Annotated in this window: 21 protein-coding genes and 1 pseudogene; 10 read left to right on the top strand and 12 right to left on the bottom strand. The window is 56.9% G+C overall.

Annotation, left to right across the window (positions count from 1 at the left end; genetic code table 11):
- Positions 1–97: 97 nt before the first annotated feature.
- Positions 98–1,978, bottom strand: a complete 1,881-nt coding sequence (locus FY528_RS14670; protein WP_149071786.1) for a tetratricopeptide repeat-containing sensor histidine kinase — start codon at positions 1,976–1,978, stop codon at positions 98–100.
- A gap of 162 nt (positions 1,979–2,140) precedes the next feature.
- The gene (locus tag FY528_RS14665; RefSeq protein ID WP_149071785.1) at positions 2,141–3,724 is read right to left on the bottom strand and encodes an amino acid permease; all 1,584 of its coding nucleotides are present in this window, start codon (positions 3,722–3,724) and stop codon (positions 2,141–2,143) included.
- A 220-nt stretch (positions 3,725–3,944) separates the two neighbouring features.
- Between FY528_RS14665 and FY528_RS14660 the strand changes: the two genes are divergently transcribed.
- Positions 3,945–4,403 carry a DUF4890 domain-containing protein gene (locus FY528_RS14660; protein ID WP_149071784.1) on the top strand — a complete coding sequence of 153 codons (459 nt, stop codon included), beginning with the start codon at positions 3,945–3,947 and terminating at the stop codon, positions 4,401–4,403.
- A gap of 88 nt (positions 4,404–4,491) precedes the next feature.
- On the opposite strand, the gene FY528_RS14655 is transcribed toward FY528_RS14660, so the two are convergent.
- Both FY528_RS14655 and FY528_RS14650 read right to left on the bottom strand, forming a co-directional pair.
- Complete coding sequence (locus FY528_RS14655; protein ID WP_149071783.1) at positions 4,492–5,136, bottom strand: NADPH-dependent F420 reductase; 645 nt, start codon at positions 5,134–5,136, stop codon at positions 4,492–4,494.
- Positions 5,137–5,200: 64 nt separating this feature from the next.
- Positions 5,201–5,638, bottom strand: coding sequence for a MarR family winged helix-turn-helix transcriptional regulator (locus tag FY528_RS14650; protein WP_149071782.1), 438 nt, complete (start codon positions 5,636–5,638; stop codon positions 5,201–5,203).
- A 217-nt stretch (positions 5,639–5,855) separates the two neighbouring features.
- Between FY528_RS14650 and FY528_RS14645 the strand changes: the two genes are divergently transcribed.
- From FY528_RS14645 to FY528_RS21830, 4 genes are all read left to right on the top strand, one after another.
- Positions 5,856–7,235 carry an MBL fold metallo-hydrolase gene (locus tag FY528_RS14645; RefSeq protein WP_149071781.1) on the top strand — a complete coding sequence of 460 codons (1,380 nt, stop codon included), beginning with the start codon at positions 5,856–5,858 and terminating at the stop codon, positions 7,233–7,235.
- Positions 7,236–7,349: 114 nt separating this feature from the next.
- Complete coding sequence (gene sbcD / locus FY528_RS14640; RefSeq protein WP_149071780.1) at positions 7,350–8,582, top strand: exonuclease subunit SbcD; 1,233 nt, start codon at positions 7,350–7,352, stop codon at positions 8,580–8,582.
- Between the two features lie 78 nt (positions 8,583–8,660).
- A complete protein-coding gene (locus tag FY528_RS14635; RefSeq protein WP_149071779.1) occupies positions 8,661–9,023 on the top strand; it encodes a virulence RhuM family protein in 363 nt (120 codons plus the stop codon).
- Complete coding sequence (locus FY528_RS21830; protein ID WP_187632136.1) at positions 8,987–9,271, top strand: hypothetical protein; 285 nt, start codon at positions 8,987–8,989, stop codon at positions 9,269–9,271. Before FY528_RS14635 ends, FY528_RS21830 begins: the two co-directional genes overlap by 37 nt.
- Here the strand turns inward: FY528_RS21830 and FY528_RS14625 are convergent.
- Complete coding sequence (locus FY528_RS14625; protein WP_149071778.1) at positions 9,243–9,683, bottom strand: hypothetical protein; 441 nt, start codon at positions 9,681–9,683, stop codon at positions 9,243–9,245. The genes FY528_RS21830 and FY528_RS14625 overlap by 29 nt on opposite strands.
- Positions 9,684–9,740: 57 nt before the next feature.
- On the bottom strand, positions 9,741–11,015 hold the full coding sequence (locus FY528_RS14620) for a glycoside hydrolase family 2 TIM barrel-domain containing protein (protein WP_149071777.1): 1,275 nt from the start codon (positions 11,013–11,015) through the stop codon (positions 9,741–9,743).
- Between the two features lie 241 nt (positions 11,016–11,256).
- On the opposite strand from FY528_RS14620, the gene FY528_RS14615 reads away from it, so the two are divergent.
- Positions 11,257–11,493 (top strand): hypothetical protein, encoded by a 237-nt coding sequence (locus FY528_RS14615; protein ID WP_149071776.1) that lies wholly within the window; start codon positions 11,257–11,259, stop codon positions 11,491–11,493.
- Positions 11,494–11,616: 123 nt separating this feature from the next.
- Here FY528_RS14615 and FY528_RS14610 read toward each other — a convergent pair whose 3' ends face one another.
- Positions 11,617–12,057, bottom strand: a complete 441-nt coding sequence (locus FY528_RS14610) for a hypothetical protein (protein WP_149071775.1) — start codon at positions 12,055–12,057, stop codon at positions 11,617–11,619.
- A gap of 278 nt (positions 12,058–12,335) precedes the next feature.
- Here FY528_RS14610 and FY528_RS14605 point away from each other — a divergent pair.
- A protein-coding gene (locus FY528_RS14605) for an IS3 family transposase (RefSeq protein WP_373281623.1) occupies positions 12,336–13,444 on the top strand; the annotation gives its coding sequence in 2 pieces (ribosomal slippage) (positions 12,336–12,597 and positions 12,597–13,444; 1,110 coding nt in all).
- On the opposite strand, the gene FY528_RS14600 is transcribed toward FY528_RS14605, so the two are convergent.
- The 3 genes from FY528_RS14600 to FY528_RS21290 form a co-directional block, all read right to left on the bottom strand.
- Positions 13,432–13,650 carry a hypothetical protein gene (locus FY528_RS14600; RefSeq protein WP_149071774.1) on the bottom strand — a complete coding sequence of 73 codons (219 nt, stop codon included), beginning with the start codon at positions 13,648–13,650 and terminating at the stop codon, positions 13,432–13,434. The genes FY528_RS14605 and FY528_RS14600 overlap by 13 nt on opposite strands.
- 25 nt (positions 13,651–13,675) lie before the next feature.
- Positions 13,676–15,985: a GH92 family glycosyl hydrolase gene (locus tag FY528_RS14595; protein ID WP_149071773.1), complete on the bottom strand. Its 2,310-nt coding sequence runs from the start codon at positions 15,983–15,985 to the stop codon at positions 13,676–13,678.
- A gap of 61 nt (positions 15,986–16,046) precedes the next feature.
- The gene (locus FY528_RS21290; RefSeq protein ID WP_187632135.1) at positions 16,047–16,253 is read right to left on the bottom strand and encodes a hypothetical protein; all 207 of its coding nucleotides are present in this window, start codon (positions 16,251–16,253) and stop codon (positions 16,047–16,049) included.
- A gap of 178 nt (positions 16,254–16,431) precedes the next feature.
- Here FY528_RS21290 and FY528_RS21825 point away from each other — a divergent pair.
- Positions 16,432–16,533: pseudogene (locus FY528_RS21825) on the top strand (hypothetical protein); the annotation flags it as partial.
- A gap of 13 nt (positions 16,534–16,546) precedes the next feature.
- Entirely contained in the window at positions 16,547–16,912 is a 366-nt protein-coding gene (locus FY528_RS21610) for a transposase (protein ID WP_149071771.1), read from the top strand.
- Positions 16,913–17,223: 311 nt separating this feature from the next.
- Here FY528_RS21610 and FY528_RS14580 read toward each other — a convergent pair whose 3' ends face one another.
- Together FY528_RS14580 and FY528_RS14575 are read right to left on the bottom strand one after the other, a co-directional pair.
- Positions 17,224–18,324, bottom strand: a complete 1,101-nt coding sequence (locus FY528_RS14580) for an acyltransferase family protein (protein WP_149071770.1) — start codon at positions 18,322–18,324, stop codon at positions 17,224–17,226.
- A 1,296-nt stretch (positions 18,325–19,620) separates the two neighbouring features.
- Entirely contained in the window at positions 19,621–20,508 is an 888-nt protein-coding gene (locus tag FY528_RS14575; RefSeq protein WP_149071769.1) for a hypothetical protein, read from the bottom strand.
- Positions 20,509–20,710: 202 nt separating this feature from the next.
- Between FY528_RS14575 and FY528_RS14570 the strand changes: the two genes are divergently transcribed.
- On the top strand, positions 20,711–22,789 hold the full coding sequence (locus FY528_RS14570) for a CotH kinase family protein (RefSeq protein ID WP_149071768.1): 2,079 nt from the start codon (positions 20,711–20,713) through the stop codon (positions 22,787–22,789).
- Positions 22,790–22,834: the final 45 nt, after the last annotated feature.

Genomic DNA, 22,834 nt, shown 5'->3' with positions numbered 1-22,834 from the left:
ACTCGTTGGCTATTTTATGCCTTGTCAATAAACCTCTTACAGCTTCCTTATTTCCATGCGTATCAGGCGGCCGCCCCTTTGCGCAAGAGGTACTTCTCTAGCTGGCTGCATTTGCGCCCATTTCGTGAACGGGGACCTCGTGTTGATGGCCTTTGCTTTGCTGGGTGGGTACTACCAGCGTTACGGTGGTGCCGCGGCCGGGTACCGCGTCAAAATCAGCACGGCCGCCCAGGTAAGCCATCCGGGTACTAATGTTCTGCAGCCCCACGCCGGCCAGATGACTGGTGGCCGCTACGTTGTAGCCGACACCATTATCTTCTATCATCACCGTCAGCTCCTGCTCCGTCTGGATGAGTTGCACTTCAATCTCGGTGGCCTGGGCGTGCTTTAGAATATTCTGGATGGCTTCTTGGATAGCCCGGAACAGAACGGCCTCCACCAGTACATCCAGTCGGCCTTGCTCTACCCCAAATACCTGCATGCGCACCTGCAGCTGACTATCAATCTTGGCGATATTGCTAAGCAAGTTCTTTACGGCTGGCATCAGGCCGGCTTGCAGCAGAGCCGTTGGCAGCAGGTTATGGGAAATGCTGCGCACCTCGCGCACCGATTCGTCCAGATACTGCAACGCGTTGGCAAACAGCTCCCGGTGGGTGGCGGTTACCAGGTCCACCCGGTGTTCCAGGGCCAGCAGATTCATTTTGGTAGCACTGAGTAGCTGGCCTACCCCGTCGTGCAGTTCGGCTCCCACGCGCTGGCGCTCTTTTTCTTCGGCAGCCAGCACCGCTACGGCGCGCTGCCGAATCAGGCGCTGCCGCTCTGCCGCAAACTCTACTTCCCGGCGCAGGTGCCGGCGGCTGATGAGCAGGTACCCCAGCCCCGCCAGCAGCAGCACCCCGGCCAAGGCAGCCTGCAACAGACGCTGACGCAGCTCGACCTGGGCCCGCTTGCGCTGCTCACCGAGCTCCAGCTGCCGCAGCTGCTCGCTAAAGTTGAGTGCCTGCACCTGCATCACTTTCGCCTGGCTGAATAAACTGTCGCGAATGGTGCTGGCAGCCGCCAGGAAGGTGTAGGCCTGGGTGCTGTTGCCCTGGGCTGCGTAAATGGCGGCCAGGTAACCACTGGCCTCCGACACGCCTTTGGCGTAGCCCCCCTTCTTGCTGGCCTGCAGGGCTTGTTGCGCGTAGGTGCTAGCCAGATTTATCTGCCCGCGGGTGCGCGCCAAACGAGCTAGTCCCAGGTACGACCGGCAGAGGGCATACGAAACCGGCATGCCCTGGGCCCGGGTAATGGACTTCTGGTAGAAAGCCCGAGCAGCGGCTTCGTCGTTCTGCCGGGCCTTGATGTCGCCCAGAATAGATAGGTCGCCGATTTCGCTGTGCCAGTCGTGCAGGCGCTGATCGAGGGCATAGCCCCACTGGGTATAGTAGAGGGCCGAGTCGAGCTGGTTGGTTTGCAGGTAGGCGTAGCCAATATTACCGGGTATAGGCGCCAGCAGCACATCGTCGTGGATTTTCTGCGCCAGGGCCGTAGCCCGAAAGAAATAGCGCAGGGCCAGGGCGTAGTTTCCCTGCTCGAGGTGGGCATATCCCAGGCCATTATCGGCGTGCACAATACCGCCCTGGTAGGAAATAGACTCGGCGAGCTTGCGGGCCTGCAGATGGGTTTGCACAGCCGTGGGGTAGTTGCCGCTGCGCAGAAAGGCCCAGCCCATCATCAGCAGGGCCCGGCACTCGCCCGGCTTGAAGGACAGCTGGCGGGCCAGCGCCAGGCTTTGCTGGCCATATTCTACGGCCAGCAGGGGATTATCGTCGGTGCGGTTCCAAGCCAGCAGCGTGAGCAGGCGCACCCGATTGGTATCGGGCCGGGACTTAGCCAGGAGTTGCTGCAGGCTGTCGGTGCGGGCACTCAGCCTTTGGGCCCCGGCACGCACAACCCCGCTCAGGAGCACTACAAAAAGGACGGGCAGGATTTTCAAGGGGAAAGGTCAAATCTGCATCAATGTACTATTCCGCCTGCTTGCACACTAATCCCGGGCGCAGATCAAATAAATTCAACGCCGCCGCTGGGTAGCAACCATAAAAAAGCCCCGACCAAAGATTTGGCCGGGGCTTTTATTGCGGGGCAGCGCCCCAAGCGGTTACTTGTTGTTCACATCGGGCTCGATGAAGGCTTGCTCCTCCATCTCGGTGGGCACTACCACAATGCCCTGCTGCAGCTTGGAGTTACGCTTGCCGTAGAGGAAATACACCACAAAGCCCAGCAGCATCCAGATCAGTGCCAGCTTGAGCGTGTTGTAGTCGAGGGCCGCAATCATGCCCAGGCAGATAACGGCGCCCAGGATAGGCACGAGCGGGAAGCTGGCCGATGAAAGCGGGGAACGGAACGGCCGGGGCTGGTTGGGGTCGGAGCGGCGCATGAGCCAGACGCCAATGCTTACCAGCACAAACGCCAGCAGGGTGCCAAACGAGGTCAAATCACCCGCCAGGGAGCCGGGCACGAAAGCCGCGAAGGCCCCCACGAACACCAGCAGGGCCAGGTTCGACTTGTAAGGCGTGTGAAACTTGGGGTGCAGCTCCGAAAAGGCCTTCGGCATAAGCCCGTCGTTGGCCATGGAGAAGAACACGCGGCTTTGCCCCATGAGCATTACCAGAATAACCGAGGAGAAACCCGCCAAGATGGCCACCGTCACGGCCGTGCTCAGCCACTCAAAACCGGGCATGTGCTCTTTAATGGCATACGCTACCGAAGCCTCGCCGCCCTTGGCTGGGTCGGCAAACTCGCGCCAGCTGGCAACGCCAGTCAGCACGTGGCCAAACAGGATATACAGCACGGTGCACACCGCCAGCGAACCAAGAATACCGATGGGCATATCCCGCTTGGGGTTTTTGGCTTCCTGCGCTGCCGTCGACACGGCGTCGAAGCCAATGAAGGCGAAGAACACAATGGCCGCTCCGCCCAGGATACCACCCCAGCCGTGCTTGTTCCAGGCCTCGTAGGAGCGTACCACTTCGCCCGCCGCGTTTTTCACGGGCTCGGCATTTTCAGGAATCAGGTAAGGTGTGTGGTTGACGGGGTCGATGAACTGCCAGCCCACGGCAATAAAGATCAGCACAATCGCCACCTTTACCACAACAATAATGGAGTTGAACGTAGCCGATTCCTGCGTGCCTTTGATCAGCAGCAAGCTCAGCATCACAATGATGAAAAGGGCGGGCAGGTTGATGATGCCGTGCTCCATTACGCCATTGACGGCGGCACTCTCCAGCGGAGAATGGCTCCAGGCGTAGGGTATACTGGTGCCAAAGACCTGTAAGAGCTTGTTCAGGTACTCACTCCAGGCAATAGCCACTGTAGCGGCGCCCAGGGCGTATTCCATAATAAGCGCCCAGCCGATAACCCAAGCTACAAACTCGCCCATGGTGGTGTAGGCGTAGGTGTAGGCCGAGCCGGCAATGGGAATCATGGCCGCAAACTCGGCGTAGCACAGCCCGGCAAAGGCGCAGCCAATAGCGGCGACAATGAAAGCCAGCGTGACGCCCGGACCCGATGCCTGCGCCGCAGCCGCGGCGGTGCGTACAAACAAGCCGGCCCCGATGATGGCGCCTACGCCGAGGGCTACCAGGTTGGCCGCTCCCAGCGTCCGTTTCAGCGTGCCTTCCCCGGAGGAGTTGGCCTCGCCCAACAGAATGGCCAGCGGCTTTTTGGCGAAAATATTTGCCATAGAAAAGAAGAGAAAAGAAAGAGAAGAGGTGAGTGAGAGATGATGAAATCAGCAGAAAAAGCCGTCTGCAAACGGCTAGATGGCCCGAATATAGCCGTTTCCCCCGACTGCTTTGTACTTGAGCAGGCCCAGTAGCCGGATTTTCGGACCGGCTGGATTAAACCCGGTAGCGCCAGGGCCTTCTAACCGACCAACAAACCTAACCACAGACTCCGCTTCCATGAAAAAGATGCTTGTTTTGCTGACCACCCTGGCCCTCACAGTGGCGGCTGCCTCCGCGCAAACCACCTCCACGCCCACCCCCGCCGCTCAAAACAGCTACCCTGGTGGCCGTGGGCAGGGCCACGGCCGCCTGACCCCGGAGCTACGGGCGCAGCGAATGACGGAGCGCCTCACCCGGGAGCTTGCTCTCTCCACCGAGCAGGCCACGAGAGTACAAGGTATCCTGCTGGCGCAAAGCCAAGAAAACGAGGCTATCCGCACGAAGTATGCCACCAGCACTGACCGCCGGGCAGCCCTGCCCGAACTGAAGGCAGCCAAGGAGAAATACGACACGCAACTGAAGGCCGTGCTGACCTCTGAGCAGCATATTAAATACGCCCAGCTCCGTGACGAGCAGCAACAGCAGCGCCGGGAGAAAATGAAAGCGGGCAAGACCAAGAGCAAAACGCAATCGTAGCCAAGGGGTGCGCCTATCCTCAATCGTGCAAAACCCCTCCGAACCACAAGGATCGGAGGGGTTTTGCGTACTAGGCTTAGTAGAGTTTTTAGAACGTCAGGGCGTGTGTCCAAGTATTGTGAACAATACCGTAGCGCACCCACAGGAGCACAAAAGGCTCAGTAGCGCGTGCTTCCTTGATACCACCCAGATCGGTAATACGGCGCCAGCCCAGTTGCTGTAGCACCGCCGTTACCTGTTGTTTGGCCGCTGCATTGTCTCCACACAAAAACATCGTTGGCTCCCCGCCCCCATCAGCCGAGGCCGGGTCTATCATCTGGGCTACGTTGACCAGATTCAAGGTTTTCACCACGTAGGTCCCCGGCAAAGCCCGCTGTACCTGCTCCCCCAACGAGTCGGTAAGCCCTACGAACAGCTGCGGAGGCATTCCTTGGGAAAAGTCCAACGGGTTGGTCAGGTCTATAACAGGTTTGCCAGCCGCATTTGCTGCACCAGCCTGCGTTACGGCGGCCACGGTGCCCGTGCCCAGCGTAGCCACGATCAGTAGCTCCCCAAATTGGGCAGCATCTTCGAAGGCTCCTTCGCTCGCGTTACCACCATGCTGCTGCACCCAAGTTATGGCCTTTTCGTTGCCCGCTTGGCGTGCGCCCAACATCACTTCGTGGCCTAAGGAGAGTAGTTTGGCACCCAGCGTCTGTCCTACAGCGCCGGTACCTAGAATTCCAATTTTCATGAGAACACAGGGAAAAGAGTGAAATTTTTTGTTTGGTTGTACATACAAGTTTTAGAACAAAAAACTATTCCGTTTTCTCCAGAGCTTGAATAGCTGCGTTTGACTGTTGAGTAAGCAGCTTGGCCGCTTCCACTCCTATCAAATCAGAGTAGCGGGTATAGAGGTTGCGCCAAGCAGCCTGCAACTGCGGCTGTATGGCTTGTCCTTTATCGGTGGGCTGCACTTGAGTGGTGCGGCCCGTCGCCTCGCGGCGCAGATAACCCTGGTATTCCAGCTTCTCTACCAGCCGCGAAACCGTAGAAGGCGTCAGCTTCATTATATCACTCAACTGCGAAGGCTGAATCCCGGGCTGTCGGTTGACATTCATTACGACAAAAGCCAGGCTGGGAGCCAGGCCCGTGGTGCTGAATGCTTGATCGGCCAAGCCCGTAAGCAACCGACCCAAAGCATTGGCCGAAAAGAACAGACAGTTGCAGTGTGGTGAATCCTTCTGGTCGTTCATTATAGGCCAAAGATAGCAGGCATTTATTAATTGTATGTACAACCATTAAAAAATATTTTTTGACCTCTTCCGTCTCTTAGGTCGAGGGGATGCTAGCACCTTCTTTTGCTCGGGAATAGGTTTAGGCTGTGCAAACAAAACCACACTTGCTTATATTTGAACATATGCCCCAGCTATGCCTCGCCGGCCACGGGCCATCCACCACATCCAACACTCCATGAGTCCTCTGCCCAGTAGTACCACCTCGGTACAAATTCAGCAGTTTTACGACAAAGGCCTAGCCCACGCCAGCTACGCCATCCGCAGCGGCCGCCAGGTAGCCATTATCGACCCGGCCCGCGACCCCCAACCCTACTATGATTTCGCCGATGAGCACGATGCCAAGATCGTCGCCATCATTGAAACCCACCCCCACGCCGACTTCGTGAGCAGCCACCTGGAAATAGCCCAGGAAACCGGGGGCACCATTTACGTGAGCAAGCTGCTCAAAGCCACCTACCCGCACCATACCTTCGACGACGGGCAGCGCATTTGCCTGGGCTCCGTGGAGCTGCACGCCATCAATACCCCCGGCCACTCCCCTGACTCCATCAGCATCCTGCTCATCGACGAATTTGCCCAACACCGCGCCGTGTTCACCGGCGACACCCTGTTTGTGGGCGACGTGGGCCGACCCGACCTGCGTGAGGCTGATCTGGTAGGTGGCCACAGCCGCGAGGCACTGGCGGCTCAGCTCTACCACAGCACGCGCCAGAAGCTGATGACCTTGCCCGCCACCACGCGGGTGTACCCGGCCCACGGCCCCGGCTCCCTGTGCGGCAAAACCACCAGCACCGACCTCGACAGCACCATTGGCAAGGAAGTGAAGACCAACTACGCCCTGCAGCCCATGTCGGAGGAAGAATTTATCCGGGTGTTGCTGGAAGACCAGCCGTTCGTGCCCAAGTATTTCGGCCACGACGTGCTGCTGAACAAGCAGGGCGCGCTGCCCTTCGAAGACAGCGTGCGGGCCGTGCCGCGCCTGCAGGCGGGAGCCCCCCTGGAACCGGGCGTAGTACTCATCGACACCCGGCCGGCTGCTCAGTTCCGCGCGGGCCATTTGCCCGGAGCCATCAACCTCATGGATGGGGGCAAATTTGAAACCTGGCTGGGCTCGGTTGTAGGCCCTGAGGAGCCGTTTTACCTGATTGCCGATTCACAGATTGCCCTCGACACCGTTATCCGTAAAGCGGCCAAAATTGGCTACGAAGGTAATATCAAAGGGGCCCTGCTCACGCCCCGCGAGTTGCCCGCCACTTCTCCCGCCACCGACGTGGAGCACGTACGCCATCAGCCCCAGGACTTCACCATCGTGGATATCCGCAACCGTACCGAGGCCCAGCAGCCCGTTTTCGACAATGCGCTGGTGATTCCGCTGCCCGAGTTGCGCGAGCGGGCCCACGAAATTCCGACCGATAAACCCGTGCTGATTCACTGCGCCGGCGGCTACCGCTCGGCGGCGGGCAGCAGCATTGTGCAGGCTGCCCTGCCCGCCGAAGTGCCCGTGTATGATTTGGGGGAGGCTATCAGCACGTTTCAGCCCCAGCCTGTTCACTAACAGAATGTTCTTTTAATTAAGCAAGCCGGTCGGCGGGAGTTTTCCTCGCTGACCGGCTTCTTGCTTTCTGCGGGGCTGGTGGAACCGATGAGGGCCGCTGTATCTTTGCAAACTATGCGCGTACTACACACCGCCGACTGGCACCTGGGTCAGCGTTTTATCAGCGGCCACGAACGAACCGAGGAACACCGCCACTTCCTGGACTGGCTGGTGGACACGGTGCGGGAGCAGCGGGTGGAAGTGCTGGTGGTGGCCGGTGACGTGTTCGATACCAGCTCGCCTTCTAACCAAGCTCTGGAGCTGTACTATTCCTTCCTGCTGAACATGCGGGGCACCGGCTGCCGCGATATTGTGGTGGTGGGCGGCAACCACGACTCGCCGGCTACCCTCAATGCCCCGGCCCGGCTGCTGCGCCACTTGCGTGTGCACGTAGTGGGCTGCGTGCCCGACTGTTTTGAAGACCAGGTGCTGGTGCTGGACGATGCGACCGGCAAACCGGGCCTAGTGGTATGCGCCGTGCCCTTTCTGCGCGACCGGGACGTGCGACTTTCGGTGCCCGGCGAGACGGCCGAGGAGCGCGAAGCCCGCATCAAGCAGGGCATTGCCGACCACTACGCTCGCCTGGCCGAAGTAGAGCAGGTGTGGCAGCTCAAGGAAATGGGCCTGCCCGTGCTGGCCACCGGACACCTCTACGCTGCTGGGGCCGCCCCCTCCGATTCCGAGCGCACCATTCACGTGGGCAACCTGGGGCAGGTAACGGCTGAGCACTTCCCCCGCATCTTCGATTACGTCGCCCTGGGGCATATTCACCGCCCCCAGCGCGTGGGCAGCCACGAGCATATTCGGTACTCCGGCTCCCCTATTCCGCTGTCGTTTTCGGAAATCGACCATCCCAAAGAAGTGCTGCTGCTGGATTTCCGGGCGGGTAAGCTGGCAGAGCTGCAAAGCCTGCCGGTACCCGGTGCCCGCCGTCTCGTGCGGTTTCACGGCAGCCTGGAAGAGGTTACGCTGGGACTGACTTCCTACGACAATACGGGGTTTCTGCTGCCGGCCTGGGCCGATGTGCAGATTCACTCGGAGCTGACGCAGCTGGAAGTAGCCGACGCCCTCCTGAAAGTTATTCAGGCCCTGGACCGCCAGCAGTTGGAAGTGCTGGCCCGCCGCCACTTTCGCCTGGTAAAGCTCCGCGCCTTGGGCCAAGACGAGGAAGAAGCCCAGGAGCCGCTCACCCGCAGCCTCCACGATTTCACCGAGCGGGAAGTATTTGAGCAGCGCCTCGAAGCAGAGCCCGAGGACAGCCGCGCCGAGCTGCTGCGCACGTTCGATGAGCTGCTGGAGCGGATGTAACCCTGCCTCCAACACATTATCAATCAATATATTGCGCTTCATATTTTATCTTCGTCAGCCCCTTTAGCCAACTTATATATGTCCGCTACTTCCGATATACTTCTCTACCAGTCGCCCAGCGGGGAAACACAGCTGGAAGTCCATCTGCAGAATGACACTGTATGGCTCACCCAAGCCCAAATGGCGGCGCTGTTTGATACGACTAAACAGAACGTCAGCTTGCACACGCGCAACGCATTTAGAGATGGCGAACTTGATGAGAGTTCAGTTGTCAAGGAATCCTTGACAACTGCCGCCGATGGTAAAACATACCGCGCGAAGCATTACAACCTCGACGTAATTATTTCGGTCGGGTATCAGGTGAAGTTGTTGCGGGGACGCACTTTCGGCAGTGGGCTACCGGTGTGCTGCGGCACTACCTGGTGCAGGGCTTCGTGCTGAACGAGCAGCGCCTACGCGAGAGTGCCCGCCAACTGGCCGACCTCAAGCAGCTGGTGCAGCTACAGGCACATGTAGCCACCAGCCAGGAATTGACTTCTGACCAATCCGACGCGCTGCTACGGGTACTAGGCGACTATTCCCGAATGCCCACCAGATCTAGCGGCCAAATCGTTTCACAAAATCTGACTGGACATTTGCCTGGTATACTTTTCGACTCGATTACGCATCCCCAATATTCTGCCACATAATCATATCGGCATCAAACTCTGCCTCATCGTTAGACGGTGGGTACTTGTAGCCGATGAATGCCTTATGGGCTTGAGTGACCAGAATCATTTCGTCGCGTATCTGGCAGGCGCAGGCGTAGCTACCCTCGCCGGTGTCCGCCATCGCAATACCAAATATCACTTTACCATCGGGCGTGAAGCGCACATGTACCCGGTGCAGATCCGACCGCAAGCCGTCGTTGGTATAAGTGTAGTGCGTAAAGCCGTACTTGGGGTGCTCTACGCCGATACGCAGCACCTCTGTCAATGAACCGACCGGCAACACTGGTTCGGATCCGTCTTGCCCACCAAGCCGCGGATAGATTTCGTAGTCATCGGGGACACGCTCCAGAATTGCTCGGTCGCCGAAATGCGCGAAGTAGCGCTCCAGCATCAGCAGGTCACGGTGGTTAGACAGCACTTAGATGTCGAAGAACATAAGTAGGGGCCGCTACTTCCCGCTCACGTAAAACGGGATATTGGCTGTGGCTACGTTGTCCTGACCGTCGTAGGCGTACACGAATAGGCGGAAGGCACCTTCCTTTCTGGGGGCAGTAAGCGTAGTTTCGCCTTTAGCACCGGCCGGAATCAGGCCGGTTACGGGGCCGGGGCGGCTTTCCCGGTCGCCGCCGGTTTTCAGGTCGGTACTTTCGGGCAGCAGCTCGTAGCGGTAAGTGAGCTTGTCCTTGTCGGGGTCCGTTACGGTGGCTTTTACGGGATACACTTTGCCGGGACTCAGATATACTCTATCCGTGGCTTGCTTGCCGTTGAGCGTGAACGAAGCCAGGTGCGGGGCGCGGTTCTTCGGCCATTGCCCGCTCCAGAGGTACTGCATCACGTCCACCACTTCCGATTCTTTGCCGTCCTCGGTGAAGATGCCGTACCAGGTGGGGGTGCGCTCCTGCTTCTGGCCCCACAAAAACACGTAGGTGCCCAGGCATTGGGTTTTGTCTTTCTGCACAGAGGCCTCGTAGCGGCTCTGGTACACGGCCGCCTTCTGGCTGCTGGTTTCCTCCACCGAGGCTTCCCAGGGCGTCACGGGGCTTTCCCAGTGCCCGGTGGGGCCCCACTCGGCCACCACGTAAGGCCCCGTCCAGCCCATGGTGCGCACCTGCTGCGGAATGGCGGCCAGTCCGGCGTAGGTATTGATGCTCAGAATATCCACTGAGGGACACTTGGCCTTGATGTAGTCGACTTCGGGCTGGTTGATGCCGGCCAGCACAGTGCTGGTGGGGTGGTTGGGGTCCACCTCGTGAATCATGCGGGCAATCTGCTCCACGGCATCCCACACCTTGGGGTTTTTGTATTCCAGGTTCAGCTCGTTGCCGATGCCCCAGAACAGCACGGTCGGGTCGTCTTTGTACTTCAGTACTTCGGCGCGTACCTTCTGCAGTTGGGCCGCCACGGCCTGGGGGTCGTCGTAGTTGAAGCCGTGCCGCTCTCGGGCCACATCGAGGCCCAGCATCACGGTAAGGCCGTTTTTGCGCGCTTCAGCCAGCACTTTATCAGCGCCGTCGGTACTCCAGGTGCGCAGGGAGTTGCCGCCGTAGGCTTTCACCCGCTCCGGGAACTGCCCGCCCCCGGCGCCCTTGATGAAATAAGGCTGGCCACCGCGCTGCAGCTCGTACCGGCCGTTGACCTGTTTTACTTCTACTTTAACGGGGCCGGTCTGGGCGTGAACGGCGGTAGTGCAAGCCAGCAAAGCCAGCATCAGGTGAGTTTTCATGTAGCGCGCGGTAGAAAGGCAGGAAATACGGCCTAAATCTAGTGGGAGTTCAGCAGGTTACAAGTCGAAGTTTACCAGTAAAAGGCCCTGCCTAACCGAGGACCTCAACCTAGCTCAACCGTATCCGTTGCTGGTCCCGACGAGCTTCAATTGCCGAAATGTGATTTCGCTACGGCAGGCGCCCGGCAACTCCGCAGGCACCAGCTACGTTACATAGGCTCCACCATTTCCCTTGTCACTCATGAGCATTTTTGGTTCTGACCGCCCGAGCGGTACGATGGGTGGCCTGCTCTCAGGCCTGTTTGGCGGACGCACCGCCGTAAATTCTACCACGGGCACCTATGATAGCCCGGCCCGCCCCGGCGGCTTAAACGGCAAACTGCTAGGCGGTGCTCTGCTGGCGGCTGGCGCCGCTTACCTCTACAACCGTAATAAAAACAAAGCAGCCAACGTCACCGGCTTCTTCGGTAATAAGTAGCCAATTAGCCTACTCGCGCAAACTCCCCGCCCTGAGCCTACTTTGGCTTGGAGCGGGGAGTTTTTTTGCCGGGCCTAACCGAATCTGTCTCCTACAACCAATGAACAGGCAAAGGAAGAATGATTAGGGCAAGCTCACCTGAAACTTACCATTGGTAATAGTTTTGGTGAATTGCGGATTGCCGGAGGCCGTGCCAGTAAACGTAAACGTACCCGTTGCCGAAGTGGCCGTCAGCGTCGAAAGGGTAATGGAGCCGCTGGTTGCCAGGTACAAGCCCTTGCCCTGCCCGTCGGGGGCATAGTCGGCGTAACCCGCGCTGGCTTGCGTGCTAGATGAGGTTAAGCTATACGTGCCAGTTCGCTTGGGCACGCGCAGGGTAAGCACCACGGCAGAACCGTTACCAGCGGAGCTACTGCTCTTCTGGTACACGTCGATCTGCAGCTCATTATTGCTGCCATCCGCGAAGACACTCTCCGACTTCTGTTCCTGCCCATCAACCAGCCAGCTGCTGCCGACAGCGGGCGTAGGCTCGTCCTTCGAGCAAGCGGTTGAAACAAGCAGCATTCCCAAGACCGCGGAAACCCACGAACAACGAATCAAAGTTGACATAATAAGGTGATTTTAACTTGTAATTATTTTACTCAAACTTGAAATAAGCCTGCCACAAGCAAATATAAGGAGCTTTACTCTGTTGAGCTTGACAGTCCTACAGCAAGCTCAGATGGTTTGTCTCGTCAAGAAGCTTCATTCACCACTGGAACTGACCTCCCCCCAATAAACTAGACCATGCTAAAGTAGAGAAATCAGGCCCTTGCCGTATCTTAAACCAAGAGACATGTGCCATGAAAAAGACGAAGTTTACCGAAGCCCAGATCGTGTTTGCGCTGCGCCAGGCCGACACGGGCGTGGCCGTCGCGGAGGTCTGCCGGAAGATGGGCATCAGCGAGGCCACGTATTACAACTGGAAGAAGAAGTATGGCGGGCTGGGCGTGCCCGAGTTGCGCCGCCTGAAGCAGCTGGAGGAGGAAAACCTGCACCTAAAGCAGCTCGTGGCCGACCTGAGCCTGGACAAGCAGATGCTGCAGGACGTGCTCAAAAAAAAGTTCTGAAGCCCGTGCAGCGTCGACACGCGGCTCACCACCTGATCGACGCCTACCGCATCTCGACCCGCCGGGCTTGCCAGGTCGTGTCGCTGCAGCGCTCAAGCTGGTACTACCGACCGCACGGGCGGGACGACACGGTGCTGCGCCAACGCCTGCGGGAGCTGGCCCAAGTGCGGGTGCGCTACGGTTGCCAACGCCTATTCACGCTGTTAAGACGAGAGGGCTGGCCCGACAATCACAAGCGCGTTCATCGGCTCTACTGCCTGGAAGGGCTGCATTTGCGCAGCAAGCGGCCCAAGCGCAACCGGGCCGCAGCTCACCGGCTGGAGCGGGTCGACCTGCAGCGGCCGCACCAGAGTTGGAGTATGGATTTCGTGGCCGATCAGCTCTTCGACGGGCGTAAGATTCGCGCCTTAACGATAGTCGATAACTATAGCCGTCAGTGCTTGGCCATTCACGTGGGGCAGTCGCTGAAGGGAGACGACGTGGTGGCCGTGATAAGCCAATTGCAGCAGACGTTGGCCATCGTGCCCGAACGCATCCAGGTCGACAACGGCAGCGAGTTTATCAGCAAGGCATTGGACAAGTGGGCCTATGAGCAGCAGGTCACGCTGGACTTCTCGCGGCCCGGCAAACCGACTGATAACCCATATATTGAATCGTTCAACGGCAGCTTCCGGGACGAGTGTTTGAACGTGCACTGGTTCTTGTCGCTGACCGATGCGCAGGAAAAAATCGAGCAGTGGCGCCAGGAGTATAATGGCTTCCGACCGCACAGCTCGCTGCAGAATTTAACGCCCGACCAAGTGATGGCTGCTGCCACTACTGTCGAGCTTCAGAACGCCTGATTGCCTACTTCTGGCCGGTCCAGCAATTGGGAGGAGGTCACTCTTTCGAAAAAATTTAGATATTTTTTGTGCAGCGATGCATACGCATCGAATACTCCAGCCTCCTCGAGATACTGCTCTGTAGCTTCCATTGAACCTTCGAGCCCCTCAGCTAACTTATATAGCTTTTCTTCTTGAGCAGACAATTGGTCAAGTGTCTTCATCATTGTTTGCTATAGCTAACTAAACTCCTCACGGCCGAGCCGCCATCATAAACACCAGTTCCCCGCCGTTCATAATGGCCTCGTGGGCGAGGAAGGGCCGGGTGAGTTTCTGGCCGTTGAGGCGGGCTTCCTTCACGTAGACGTTTTTGTCGCTCTGGTTCTTCACCGTGATGCGGAAGGTGTTGCCGTTTTCCAGGCTGAGCGTGGCGCCGTGGATGGCGGGGCTGCCCAGGGCGTATTCCGGGGAGCCGGGCGCGACGGGGTAGAAGCCCAGGGCGGAGAAGATGTACCAGGCCGACATCTGCCCGCAGTCGTCGTTGCCGCCGAGGCCGTCGGGGGTGGGGTGGTACATTTTGGGCAGGATCATGCGCACGCGGGCCTGCGTCTTCCAGGGCTGGTCGGTCCAGTTGTAGAGGTAGGCGGCGTGGTGGGCGGGCTCGTTGCCGTGCACGTAGTTGCCGATGATACCCTCACGGGTGATGTCCTCGGTTTCGGCGAAGAACTTATCGGGCAGGTGCATGGTGAACAGCGAGTCGAGGTGCTCGGTGAAGCGGCGGTTGCCACCCATCTTGGCGATGAGCGCGGCCGGGTCCTGGGGCACGTAGAGGCTGTAGTTCCAGGCGTTGCCCTCGATGAAGCCCTGGTTGTGGGTGCTCAGCACGTCGAAGTTCGGGCGGAAAGAGCCGTCGGCGAGGCGGGGGCGCATGAAGCCGATACGCGGGTCGTACACGTTCTGCCAGTTCTGGGCGCGCTTGCTGAACTCCTGGTAGATGTCCTGGCGGCCCAGTTTCTGGGCCATCTGGGCGATGCACCAGTCGTCGTAGGCGTATTCGAGGGTTTTGGAGACGCTGGCGCCGCTTTTGTCCTCGGGCACGTAGCCCAGCTGCATGTAGTAGCCCAGGCCGTCGTAGCGGGCGGTGCGGGCGGTGGTCACGCAGGCGTCGAGGGCTTTGTTGGCATCGAAGGGGGCGTTGCCTTTCAGCACGGCGTCGGCAACGACGGGTACGGAGTGGTAGCCGATCATGCACCAGTTTTCGTTGGCGTAGTGGCTCCAGATGGGCAGCATGTGCTCGGCGCTCTGCTCGAAGTGGGCCAGCATGGAGCGCACCATGTCGGCGTTGCGCCGGGGCTGGAGCACGTTGAAGAGCGGGTGCAGGGCGCGGTAGGTGTCCCAGAGCGAGAAGGTGGTGTAGTTGGTGAAGCCCTCGGCGCGGTGGTTGTTCTGGTCGAGGCCGCGGTACTGGCCGTCGGCGTCCATGTAGGTGGTCGGGCTCAGGAAGGCGTGGTACAGGGCCGTGTAGAAGTTCTCCTTGTCCGCCCGCTTCGGCGACTCGATGCGGACCTTGCTCAGCTCCTGCTGCCAGAGCTGCCGGGCCTGGGTGCGCACCCGGTCGAAGTCCCAGCCGGGGGCTTCGGCGCGCAGGTTTTGCAGGGCGCCGGCGGTGCTCACGGGCGAGAGGGCGAATTTGACTTTCACCTTCTCCCCTGCCGTGGTGGTCTTGAAGTTGAAGTACAGGCGCAGCTGCTCGCCGGCTAGGTCGGGCCAGTTTTTGGTCTGGTCGAACTTGCCCCAGAAGCCCCGGTAGGGCTGTTTCTTGGCGTAGTTGCGGCTGCCGTAGCTGGTGAAGGGCCTCGAGAATGACATGGCGAAGTACACCGTGCGGGTGCGGGCCCAGCCGTTGGTCTGGCGGTAGCCGGTCACGAGCGAGTCGTTTTCCACCCGCACGAAGGTCCACACGTTCTTATCCGGGTAGTTGTAGATGCCGTGCATCAGGTCCAGGATGAGGTGGGCCTGGTCGGTGGCCTGCGGGAAGGTGTACTGGTGCATTCCCACCCGCGAAGTGGCCGTCAGCTCGGCCAGGATACCGTGGTCTTCGAGCTGCACGCGGTAGTAGCCGGGCTCGGCCACTTCGGTGGCGTGGCTGAAGCGGGAGCGGTAGCCGCGCTCGGGCTGGCTGGCGGTGCCGGGGCTGAGCTGCAGCGGGCCGGCGGTGGGCATCACGAGGAAGTCGCCGAGGTCGGAGTGGCCGGTGCCGCTGAAGTGGGTATGGCTGAAGCCGACGATGGTCGGGTCCTGGTACTGGTAGCCGGCGCAGTAGCGGTACACGTCGGGGTTGTACTTGCCGTCCTGCTCGTAGCTGAGCGTATCGGTATCGGGCGAGAGCTGCACCATGCCGAAGGGCACGGTGGCGCCCGGAAACGTGTGCCCCATCTTGGCCGTGCCCACAATGGGCTTGGCGTACTGGGTGAGGTTTTCGGCGGGTTTGGCGGGCTGCTTCTTCTGGGCGAAAGTGGGGATGGTGGCGAGGAGTAGGGCAGCGAACGGCAGTAGTTTCATCAGCTTAAGGAAGGGCGTTGAAGCTGGCAAGGTAGGAAGTGAACAGGGTAAGAATAGAGCCTTAGCGCCTGAAATTGTGCAGCTGTGCTAACGAAGCTTCTACTTGGATGCTGGGCGCTTTGATGCCCTCGGCGTTGGTGAGCAGTTCGCAACGCAGGTGCAGCAGTTGCATGGGGACAGGATGGCCGGCGCGGAAGGCCGTCAGCAGCAGGGCGGTGAGAAGAGAAGAAAGTACCATGCGCAGGTTCATCGGGGCGGGCAGCCACATCCTGCGGCCCCGCTACGGCAGCCGCGGGGCGGTGTTAGGCACCTTTGGCGTCCATTAGTTCATCATTTTTCCCGTGCCAACATTCTACGATCTTAGAGCGTTTTTGGGAATAGTTTAAGGCGGTAAATAGAAACGAACCAGCAAGTTGCAAAAGGAGTCCTTAGGCTCCTGCCCACTTATGGTTGACGGCTACCTACCCCGTACTGGCTCGCAGTGGCAAGTTATCCAGTCGCTGCTGCCGGCGCAGCGACGGCGGCGCTTGTGTTTGCGCCACGTCTTCAACGCGTTGCTCTATGTGTGCCGCACGGGCTGCCAATGGCGGGCCCTGCCCGCAGTTTTCGCCCTGGACGGCGGTGTACTACTTCTACCGCTGGCAGCGCCTGGGGCTGCGGCAACGGCTCAACAAGGTCATTAACGCCCTGGATCGGATGGCGCACGAGCGTACGCCCACCCCGGCACTGGCCTGCGTGGACAGCCAGAGCGTGAGGCTAGCGCCGCGTATCTACGAACACAGGGGCTTGGGCGCAGGTAAACTCGTTAACGGGCGCAAACGCCAGATCCTGACCGATTCCAGTGGGCGTATCTGGGCGGCGCACGTACACGCCGCTCACCGTCATGATAGCACCGGGGCCCTGGCCATGTTAGCGCATCGTACCTAGTGGGCGCGGCGGCTACACCTCGTGCTCACGGCGGCCTACCGTGGGAGCTTTGCACGTCACCTTCAGGCATTAGGCGTGGGGCAACAAATTAGTAGCTGGCCGCCCACGTAGCACAGTTTTGTCCCGCTAGCGCACCTCTGGATCGTGGAGCGCACATTCGTTTGGTCGGCCTACTTTCGCCGCCTCGTGGTCGATTATGAATTCACCCCCGCCAGCCATGGATCGTGGCTGTTATTGGCCAATATCACTATGTATCTTAATCGAACCTGAATCCCCAAACACGCTCTAAAATGGAAAATTCAGCATTCTGTTTAATTTAATTGCTTAGACGCGCTGCTTGCAACAATTGTGTATTTTGTTTTAATACGCAAAAAAGGTTTTTCAAAGTAATTGTATGATATATACGCCACCAATATAGTAACCCCTATAACTAAAGTATAAATAAGGGGAATACTCAATGAATTTGATAAGTGTAGGTCATATATTGGCTTAGAAAATATATCAATAAATATTGGATGCAAAACATATACACTAAATGAAATCCGACCGAAGAAATCAAAAAATTTTGTATCTAGATTTATTTTTCTTTTTTCCAAATCTAATTGACCAACGATTAAAGCTACTGTCAAGCAAGCAACAATTTCCATATCCATAAAAGAAGCAAAATGAAATCTATTAACAAGCATAGCACCCAATGAGATAAAAACCACTCCTTGTGTTAAAGAATTCTGACACAAATTCAAGAACCAGATTCTTCTTTCAAAGAAGAGAATACTTCCTACAGCACCTATTGCCATGCAATGGAAACGAGTTCCATGCACTATCTTATAGGCTAGTGACATATCAAAATTAGGTATAAATAAGCGAATGTAAAGTTTAGCACCTACACCAATAATTATTAAAAAAGAAGATAAGTAAAACAATTTTTTTCGATTCAATCGAGCTAACCATGGCCAAAATGCATAAAATTGCTCCTCTACACCAAGAGACCAGTAGTGTCCAATTAATGGAATTGGATTAAAAACAAAATTACCAAGCAAAAATATGTAAAGCATTAGTTTTGATAAATCCAAATTTTCACCCTTAAACCATAGATAAAACACGCTTACAACTATAAAAGCATAATACAAGGGCCAAATTCTAAGAACACGACGCATATAAAAACTTCTAACATTGACCGTATGAGTAACCTCTTTTTCGTGGAGCAAAAGGTAGGTTATGAGAAACCCGCTTAGGCAAAAAAACATGGTTACACCAAACCCTGCAAGATCTAAACCTTGTGCAAACGAACCAAAGCCTGAAGTATTAACACCGAAAGTGTTAAGGGCTATTGTGGTATGCGAAACGACTACGGCTAGTGAAGCAATAGCTCTAATGCCGTTTAAACCGGGTAGGTGGATAGCGAGTTTCATAGGGTGAATTGTCAACGAAGGTGTAAAGGTACTTCATTAACATTGCTATAAAAAAGGGGGACAGTTGGTCTTGCTCCTAAATTCTTCCCTGGGCTTAGCTAAATAGCTTTAATTAGATACTTGAGGAAGAGCTAATTACCTTCGATTGATGATACTGGTGAAATAGAAGATAATGTACTTCTTTTCTAACGCATTAGACCATCTCTACGTGGAAGTAGTATGGTAGCCAGCGCAAGAATGGATAGCCTAAGTATCAATACAACTGCACTGTTATCAAGGTTTTGTTTCAGCAGCCCATAGATTCGCTGATTATGCACAAGAAAAACCGCTGATAGCCGAGCATATTTCACAGCCACTCATCATTCGGCTAATCAGCGGCTCGTACTCTGTTACCGCGCAGCTGAAAAAGAGCACAAACAGACTGGCAGTGACCTTCCTATGCCTATGCCTATTCCTAAACTGAACACCTGGTTTTCGAGTAAACCTTATTGCCTACTAGTTGTAGCAAAAATTGCTCACCAACTACGGTAATAACACCCAATTTTTCATCAGGGAGAAGTAGGTCTATCAAAACGCATTATCGAAACTGCAGCATCAATCTCAATGGCAGTATGCAGACAAGGATTATAGAAGCAGAAAACATCTTACTGTGCCGAATGTTTGCAATATTGGATCTTAAAACTTATTCCTGCGAGCGTTAATGTAAGCCTTCTTACAGATGGACATAGTTGATCTAAATATAAATTTTACACGATTAGTGTAATGAAAGGCGATTATGAACGTCAATTAGGCGACACTAATATATTGTCAACCCTAAAGGCTGATAAGTTGAAAAATAAGTGCTACAGCACGAAATATCCAGAGTATTTTCTTAACAATTGAGTATTGATCAGCCTTTTTGTTATTATATTTAGCAATAGATTACCAATTAATTTTTGTATGCAGTATATTTTTCCTTAACTCTAGTGTAGGCTTTGTTCATATATATCAACTATACTTCTCAATGGCTATGTACTACACTCCGCCATAAATTACCCCTATTTGTTAGAGACACGACCTATTTGCTATAGAATTACTTATATACTATCGTCAATAATGATATAGTAAAAATTATAGAAAATATGCATAATGTGGCGGTGGTATAAAGACAGGTGATGCAAACAAAAACGAGTGTTTGCAAAAGCCGCTTCTCAAAGGGCCTAAAGCAACTAATGCCACTGTCCAGAAAACCCTAATCACCTCCATTTATACCACCGCCCATAATGTTTCTATAGTTTAACATTATGCTATGACTTTCTACAAGATGCTTTGAAACTCCGCCATCTGGTATGCGTGCTTTCCCGCATCCAGCCGCCGCAACCACAGCTGCTCCCGCAGTGCCCCGGTGCTGGGCCCATAAGAGAACAACCGCAATGGCCGTTGCTGAGCCAGTTCCCGCAGCCGGGCCAGCACTTGCTGGAGGATGCTGCCGGTGAAGGGCGTGAACAGATAAAACGCGGTGGCATCGGCATAGTCAGCGGTGCGGGCGTCGGCGTACTGGAACTGCACCTGCGGCAGGTTCAAAGCAGCAGCGCAAGCCTGAGCGTGCTGGCAGTAACTGGGCTCGATTTCTATGCCGCGGGCGGTGGCTCCGCTCAGCAAATGCACCAGCAGCGGCACCTGGCCCAGGCCCGCGCCCAGGTCGTAGAGTATATCCTTCGGGGTAAGTTTAGCAGCCAGCTCGAAGATGATGCGGGCTGGGGTTTTCTGGTAGTACACCATTTCCGGCTCACGCTCTTCGGGGGCCGGCAACTGAGCTGGTTCCGGAAACAGTCCGTTGGTCAGCGCATCGAGGCTGTCGTAGCCAGTGGCGGGAAGGCCCTCCAGGCTCGGAGGCCCAGCGTAAGCCAGCAGCTGACTGCGCAAGGATTCTGGGGTAAACTCCCCGGCTCGAATGCCTGCCTGTAGGTTCGTGAAAAGCTGATGATCGAGGGCCACAAAGCGGGTTTGTAGCGCCTTCACCCGGCTTCTGAGGCTGCGCAGCATAGCCGTGGGGGTGTCCGCTTGTAGACTATCCAACCCATCGAGAAGGAGTACTTCCAACTCGTCCTGAGCATCGGCACGAGCAGAAAAGCAGGCCGGGTCGGTCAGGGCCGGATTATTTTCCAGGACCTCTAAAGCGGCCATCAGTTCAGCGAAGGGCATGAATTTACTTGTCGAATACAGTAAGTGAACGGGTTGGGAAATTCGGTTCATCAGGCCGCTCAAGATACGGGACGAAAGCAAAGGAAGGCACCCCGGCCAGGCGCTCAGGACTAGCGGCCTGAGAAACAATCTGTCGGGAAATACGCTGAGTATCACAAGCCTTTACGGGCCGTGGCGTATCTTTCTAGCCTTATCCTGCACTATGAAAAAACTAGTACTCCTCGGTTGCCTGCTTTCGGCCTGTCTCACGGCCCCGGCGCAAACCTTTACCGGCAGCGGCTCAACCATCCCCGACGACAACAAGACAACAAGCTTTCCGCTGACGGTAAGCGCCCTCGCCACCACGCCGCTCAACGACCTTTTCGGGCTGGAGTCGGTGTGCGTGAACATTGTGCATCCCAAGGTCAGCGACCTGGTGGTGCAGTTGCAAGGGCCCGATGGTACCGTAGTTGACTTATCGGTGCGCAACGGAGGCAGCGGGGCCAACTACACCAACACATGCTTTTCCGCTGCGGCACCGCTGTCCGTGAAGGCGGGCGCGGCGCCTTTCAGCAACAGCTTCCGGCCTGAGGGCGTGCTGGGCCAATTCAACAATAATCGGCAGGGCTATGGCGGCTGGAGCCTGCGCGTGCGCGATGCGCAAAGCGGGCAGGCGGGCAGCGTCACGTCCTGGACCCTGACCTTCGGCCAACAGCCGGCCACGCCGCCCGGCTTCGTGTCGTCCAACCTGCCCATTGTGGTCATCAACACCGATGGCCGCACCATTCCCGACGAGCCTAAGGTGGATGCTTACATGGGCATCATCAACAACGGACCGGGCAAGCGCAACCGCCTGGCCGACGCCTACAACGACTTCCACAACAAGATTGGCATTGAAGTGCGCGGCAGCTCCTCGCAGATGTTTCCGCAGAAGTCCTACAGCATCGAAACCCGCAACACGGCCAACGCCGAAAACGACACCGTGGTGCTGGGCATGCCCGAGGAAAACGCCTGGGTGCTTTATGCCCCCTACAACGACAAAACCAACCTGCGCAACGTGCTGAGCTATGATATTGCCAACCGCACGGGCCACTACGCCTCCCGCACCCGCTACTGCGAGCTGGTGCTCAACGGGCAGTACCAAGGCATCTACGTGATGATGGAAAAGATCAAGCGCGACGCCAATCGGGTCAACATCAAAAAGCTTGACCCAGTGGATATTTCCGGCAACAAGCTCACCGGCGGCTACATCTTTAAGATTGACAAACCCACCGGCTCGGGGGGCAACGAAGGCTGGGACTCCAAGCAGCGTACCTCCACGGGCCGCACCCCGCGCTTCCTTTACGAATACCCTAAAGCCGATGAAATTCAGCCCCAGCAGGCCAAGTATCTGCAGGCCTACGTCGACTCCATGGAAACGGCCCTGGCTTCGGCCGATTTTGCCGACCCCAAAACCGGCTACGCGAAGTACATCGACGTGAGCTCCTTCGTGGATTACTTTATCCTAAATGAAATCAGCAAGAACGTGGACGGGCTGCGCTTGAGCACCTATCTACACAAAAAGCGCCGCAGCGACGGGGGCAAGATCTACGCTGGTCCGGCCTGGGACTACAACCTGGCCTGGTGGAATGCCGACTATTGCGGCGGCGACTCGGAAACCGGCTGGGCATACAACTTCAACAGTGTGTGCCGGGATGATGCCTCGCAGGTGCCTTTCTGGTGGACCCGCCTGCTCCAGGACCCCGCGTTTACCAATGCGCTGCAGTGCCGCTGGAAAGAGCTGCGCCAGCGGACGTTGAGCTTGGACCGCCTCAACACCTACATCGACTCCACTTCCACCCACCTCGACGAGGCCCAGCAGCGGCACTTCCAGCGGTGGCCCATCCTAGGCACCTACACCTGGCCCAACCCCTCCCCCATTCCGGCTGATTATCCCGGTGAAATTGCGGCCCTGAAAAAGTGGATCAAAGGGCGCTTTGCCTGGCTGGACGCTAACATGCCCGGAAGCTGCAGCAACGTCACGGCTGCCCAGCCGGCCGGCCCCGCCACTACTACGGAGGTTTTCCCCAACCCTTTTGGGCAGGAACTGACCCTGCGCACTACGCTCACGGCCCGCGCCGAGGTAAGCGTGCGTGTACTGGACGTAACAGGCCGTCAGCTAAGCTTGGTGGAGTACGGCCAATTGCCCGCTGGGAAACATGAGCTGGCTATCAAACCCGCTCAAGCATTGGCCCCCGGCATCTACTTCGTGCAGGCAACCATCGGCAAGGCTGCTTATCATCTAAAGGTGGTGAAGCAGTAGCAGCCTAAAAGCTCCTGAGGTAATTTTTAAGACGCTTGCTCAATA

Source organism: Hymenobacter lutimineralis (genome assembly GCF_008271285.1).
Classification (GTDB): Bacteria; Bacteroidota; Bacteroidia; order Cytophagales; family Hymenobacteraceae; genus Hymenobacter; species Hymenobacter lutimineralis.
The sequence above is the reverse complement of the archived record's forward strand: the minus strand, read 5'-3'. Positions and strand labels throughout refer to the sequence as shown.

Excerpts from the sequence above, each read along its gene's own strand:
- FY528_RS21290 (WP_187632135.1), bottom strand. The coding sequence starts at position 16,253 with ATGTGGCTGCCCGCCCCGATGAACCTGCGCATGGTACTTTCTTCTCTT.
- FY528_RS14620 (WP_149071777.1), bottom strand. The coding sequence starts at position 11,015 with ATGAAAACTCACCTGATGCTGGCTTTGCTGGCTTGCACTACCGCCGTT.
- FY528_RS14615 (WP_149071776.1), top strand. The coding sequence starts at position 11,257 with ATGAGCATTTTTGGTTCTGACCGCCCGAGCGGTACGATGGGTGGCCTG.
- FY528_RS14650 (WP_149071782.1), bottom strand. The coding sequence starts at position 5,638 with ATGAACGACCAGAAGGATTCACCACACTGCAACTGTCTGTTCTTTTCG.
- FY528_RS21610 (WP_149071771.1), top strand. The coding sequence starts at position 16,547 with ATGTGTGCCGCACGGGCTGCCAATGGCGGGCCCTGCCCGCAGTTTTCG.
- FY528_RS14660 (WP_149071784.1), top strand. The coding sequence starts at position 3,945 with ATGAAAAAGATGCTTGTTTTGCTGACCACCCTGGCCCTCACAGTGGCG.
- FY528_RS14580 (WP_149071770.1), bottom strand. The coding sequence starts at position 18,324 with ATGAAACTCGCTATCCACCTACCCGGTTTAAACGGCATTAGAGCTATT.
- FY528_RS14655 (WP_149071783.1), bottom strand. The coding sequence starts at position 5,136 with ATGAAAATTGGAATTCTAGGTACCGGCGCTGTAGGACAGACGCTGGGT.
- FY528_RS14625 (WP_149071778.1), bottom strand. The coding sequence starts at position 9,683 with ATGCTGGAGCGCTACTTCGCGCATTTCGGCGACCGAGCAATTCTGGAG.
- sbcD (WP_149071780.1), top strand. The coding sequence starts at position 7,350 with ATGCGCGTACTACACACCGCCGACTGGCACCTGGGTCAGCGTTTTATC.
- FY528_RS14600 (WP_149071774.1), bottom strand. The coding sequence starts at position 13,650 with ATGATGAAGACACTTGACCAATTGTCTGCTCAAGAAGAAAAGCTATAT.
- FY528_RS14665 (WP_149071785.1), bottom strand. The coding sequence starts at position 3,724 with ATGGCAAATATTTTCGCCAAAAAGCCGCTGGCCATTCTGTTGGGCGAG.
- FY528_RS14575 (WP_149071769.1), bottom strand. The coding sequence starts at position 20,508 with ATGCCCTTCGCTGAACTGATGGCCGCTTTAGAGGTCCTGGAAAATAAT.
- FY528_RS14635 (WP_149071779.1), top strand. The coding sequence starts at position 8,661 with ATGTCCGCTACTTCCGATATACTTCTCTACCAGTCGCCCAGCGGGGAA.
- FY528_RS14595 (WP_149071773.1), bottom strand. The coding sequence starts at position 15,985 with ATGAAACTACTGCCGTTCGCTGCCCTACTCCTCGCCACCATCCCCACT.
- FY528_RS14570 (WP_149071768.1), top strand. The coding sequence starts at position 20,711 with ATGAAAAAACTAGTACTCCTCGGTTGCCTGCTTTCGGCCTGTCTCACG.
- FY528_RS14645 (WP_149071781.1), top strand. The coding sequence starts at position 5,856 with ATGAGTCCTCTGCCCAGTAGTACCACCTCGGTACAAATTCAGCAGTTT.
- FY528_RS14610 (WP_149071775.1), bottom strand. The coding sequence starts at position 12,057 with ATGCTGCTTGTTTCAACCGCTTGCTCGAAGGACGAGCCTACGCCCGCT.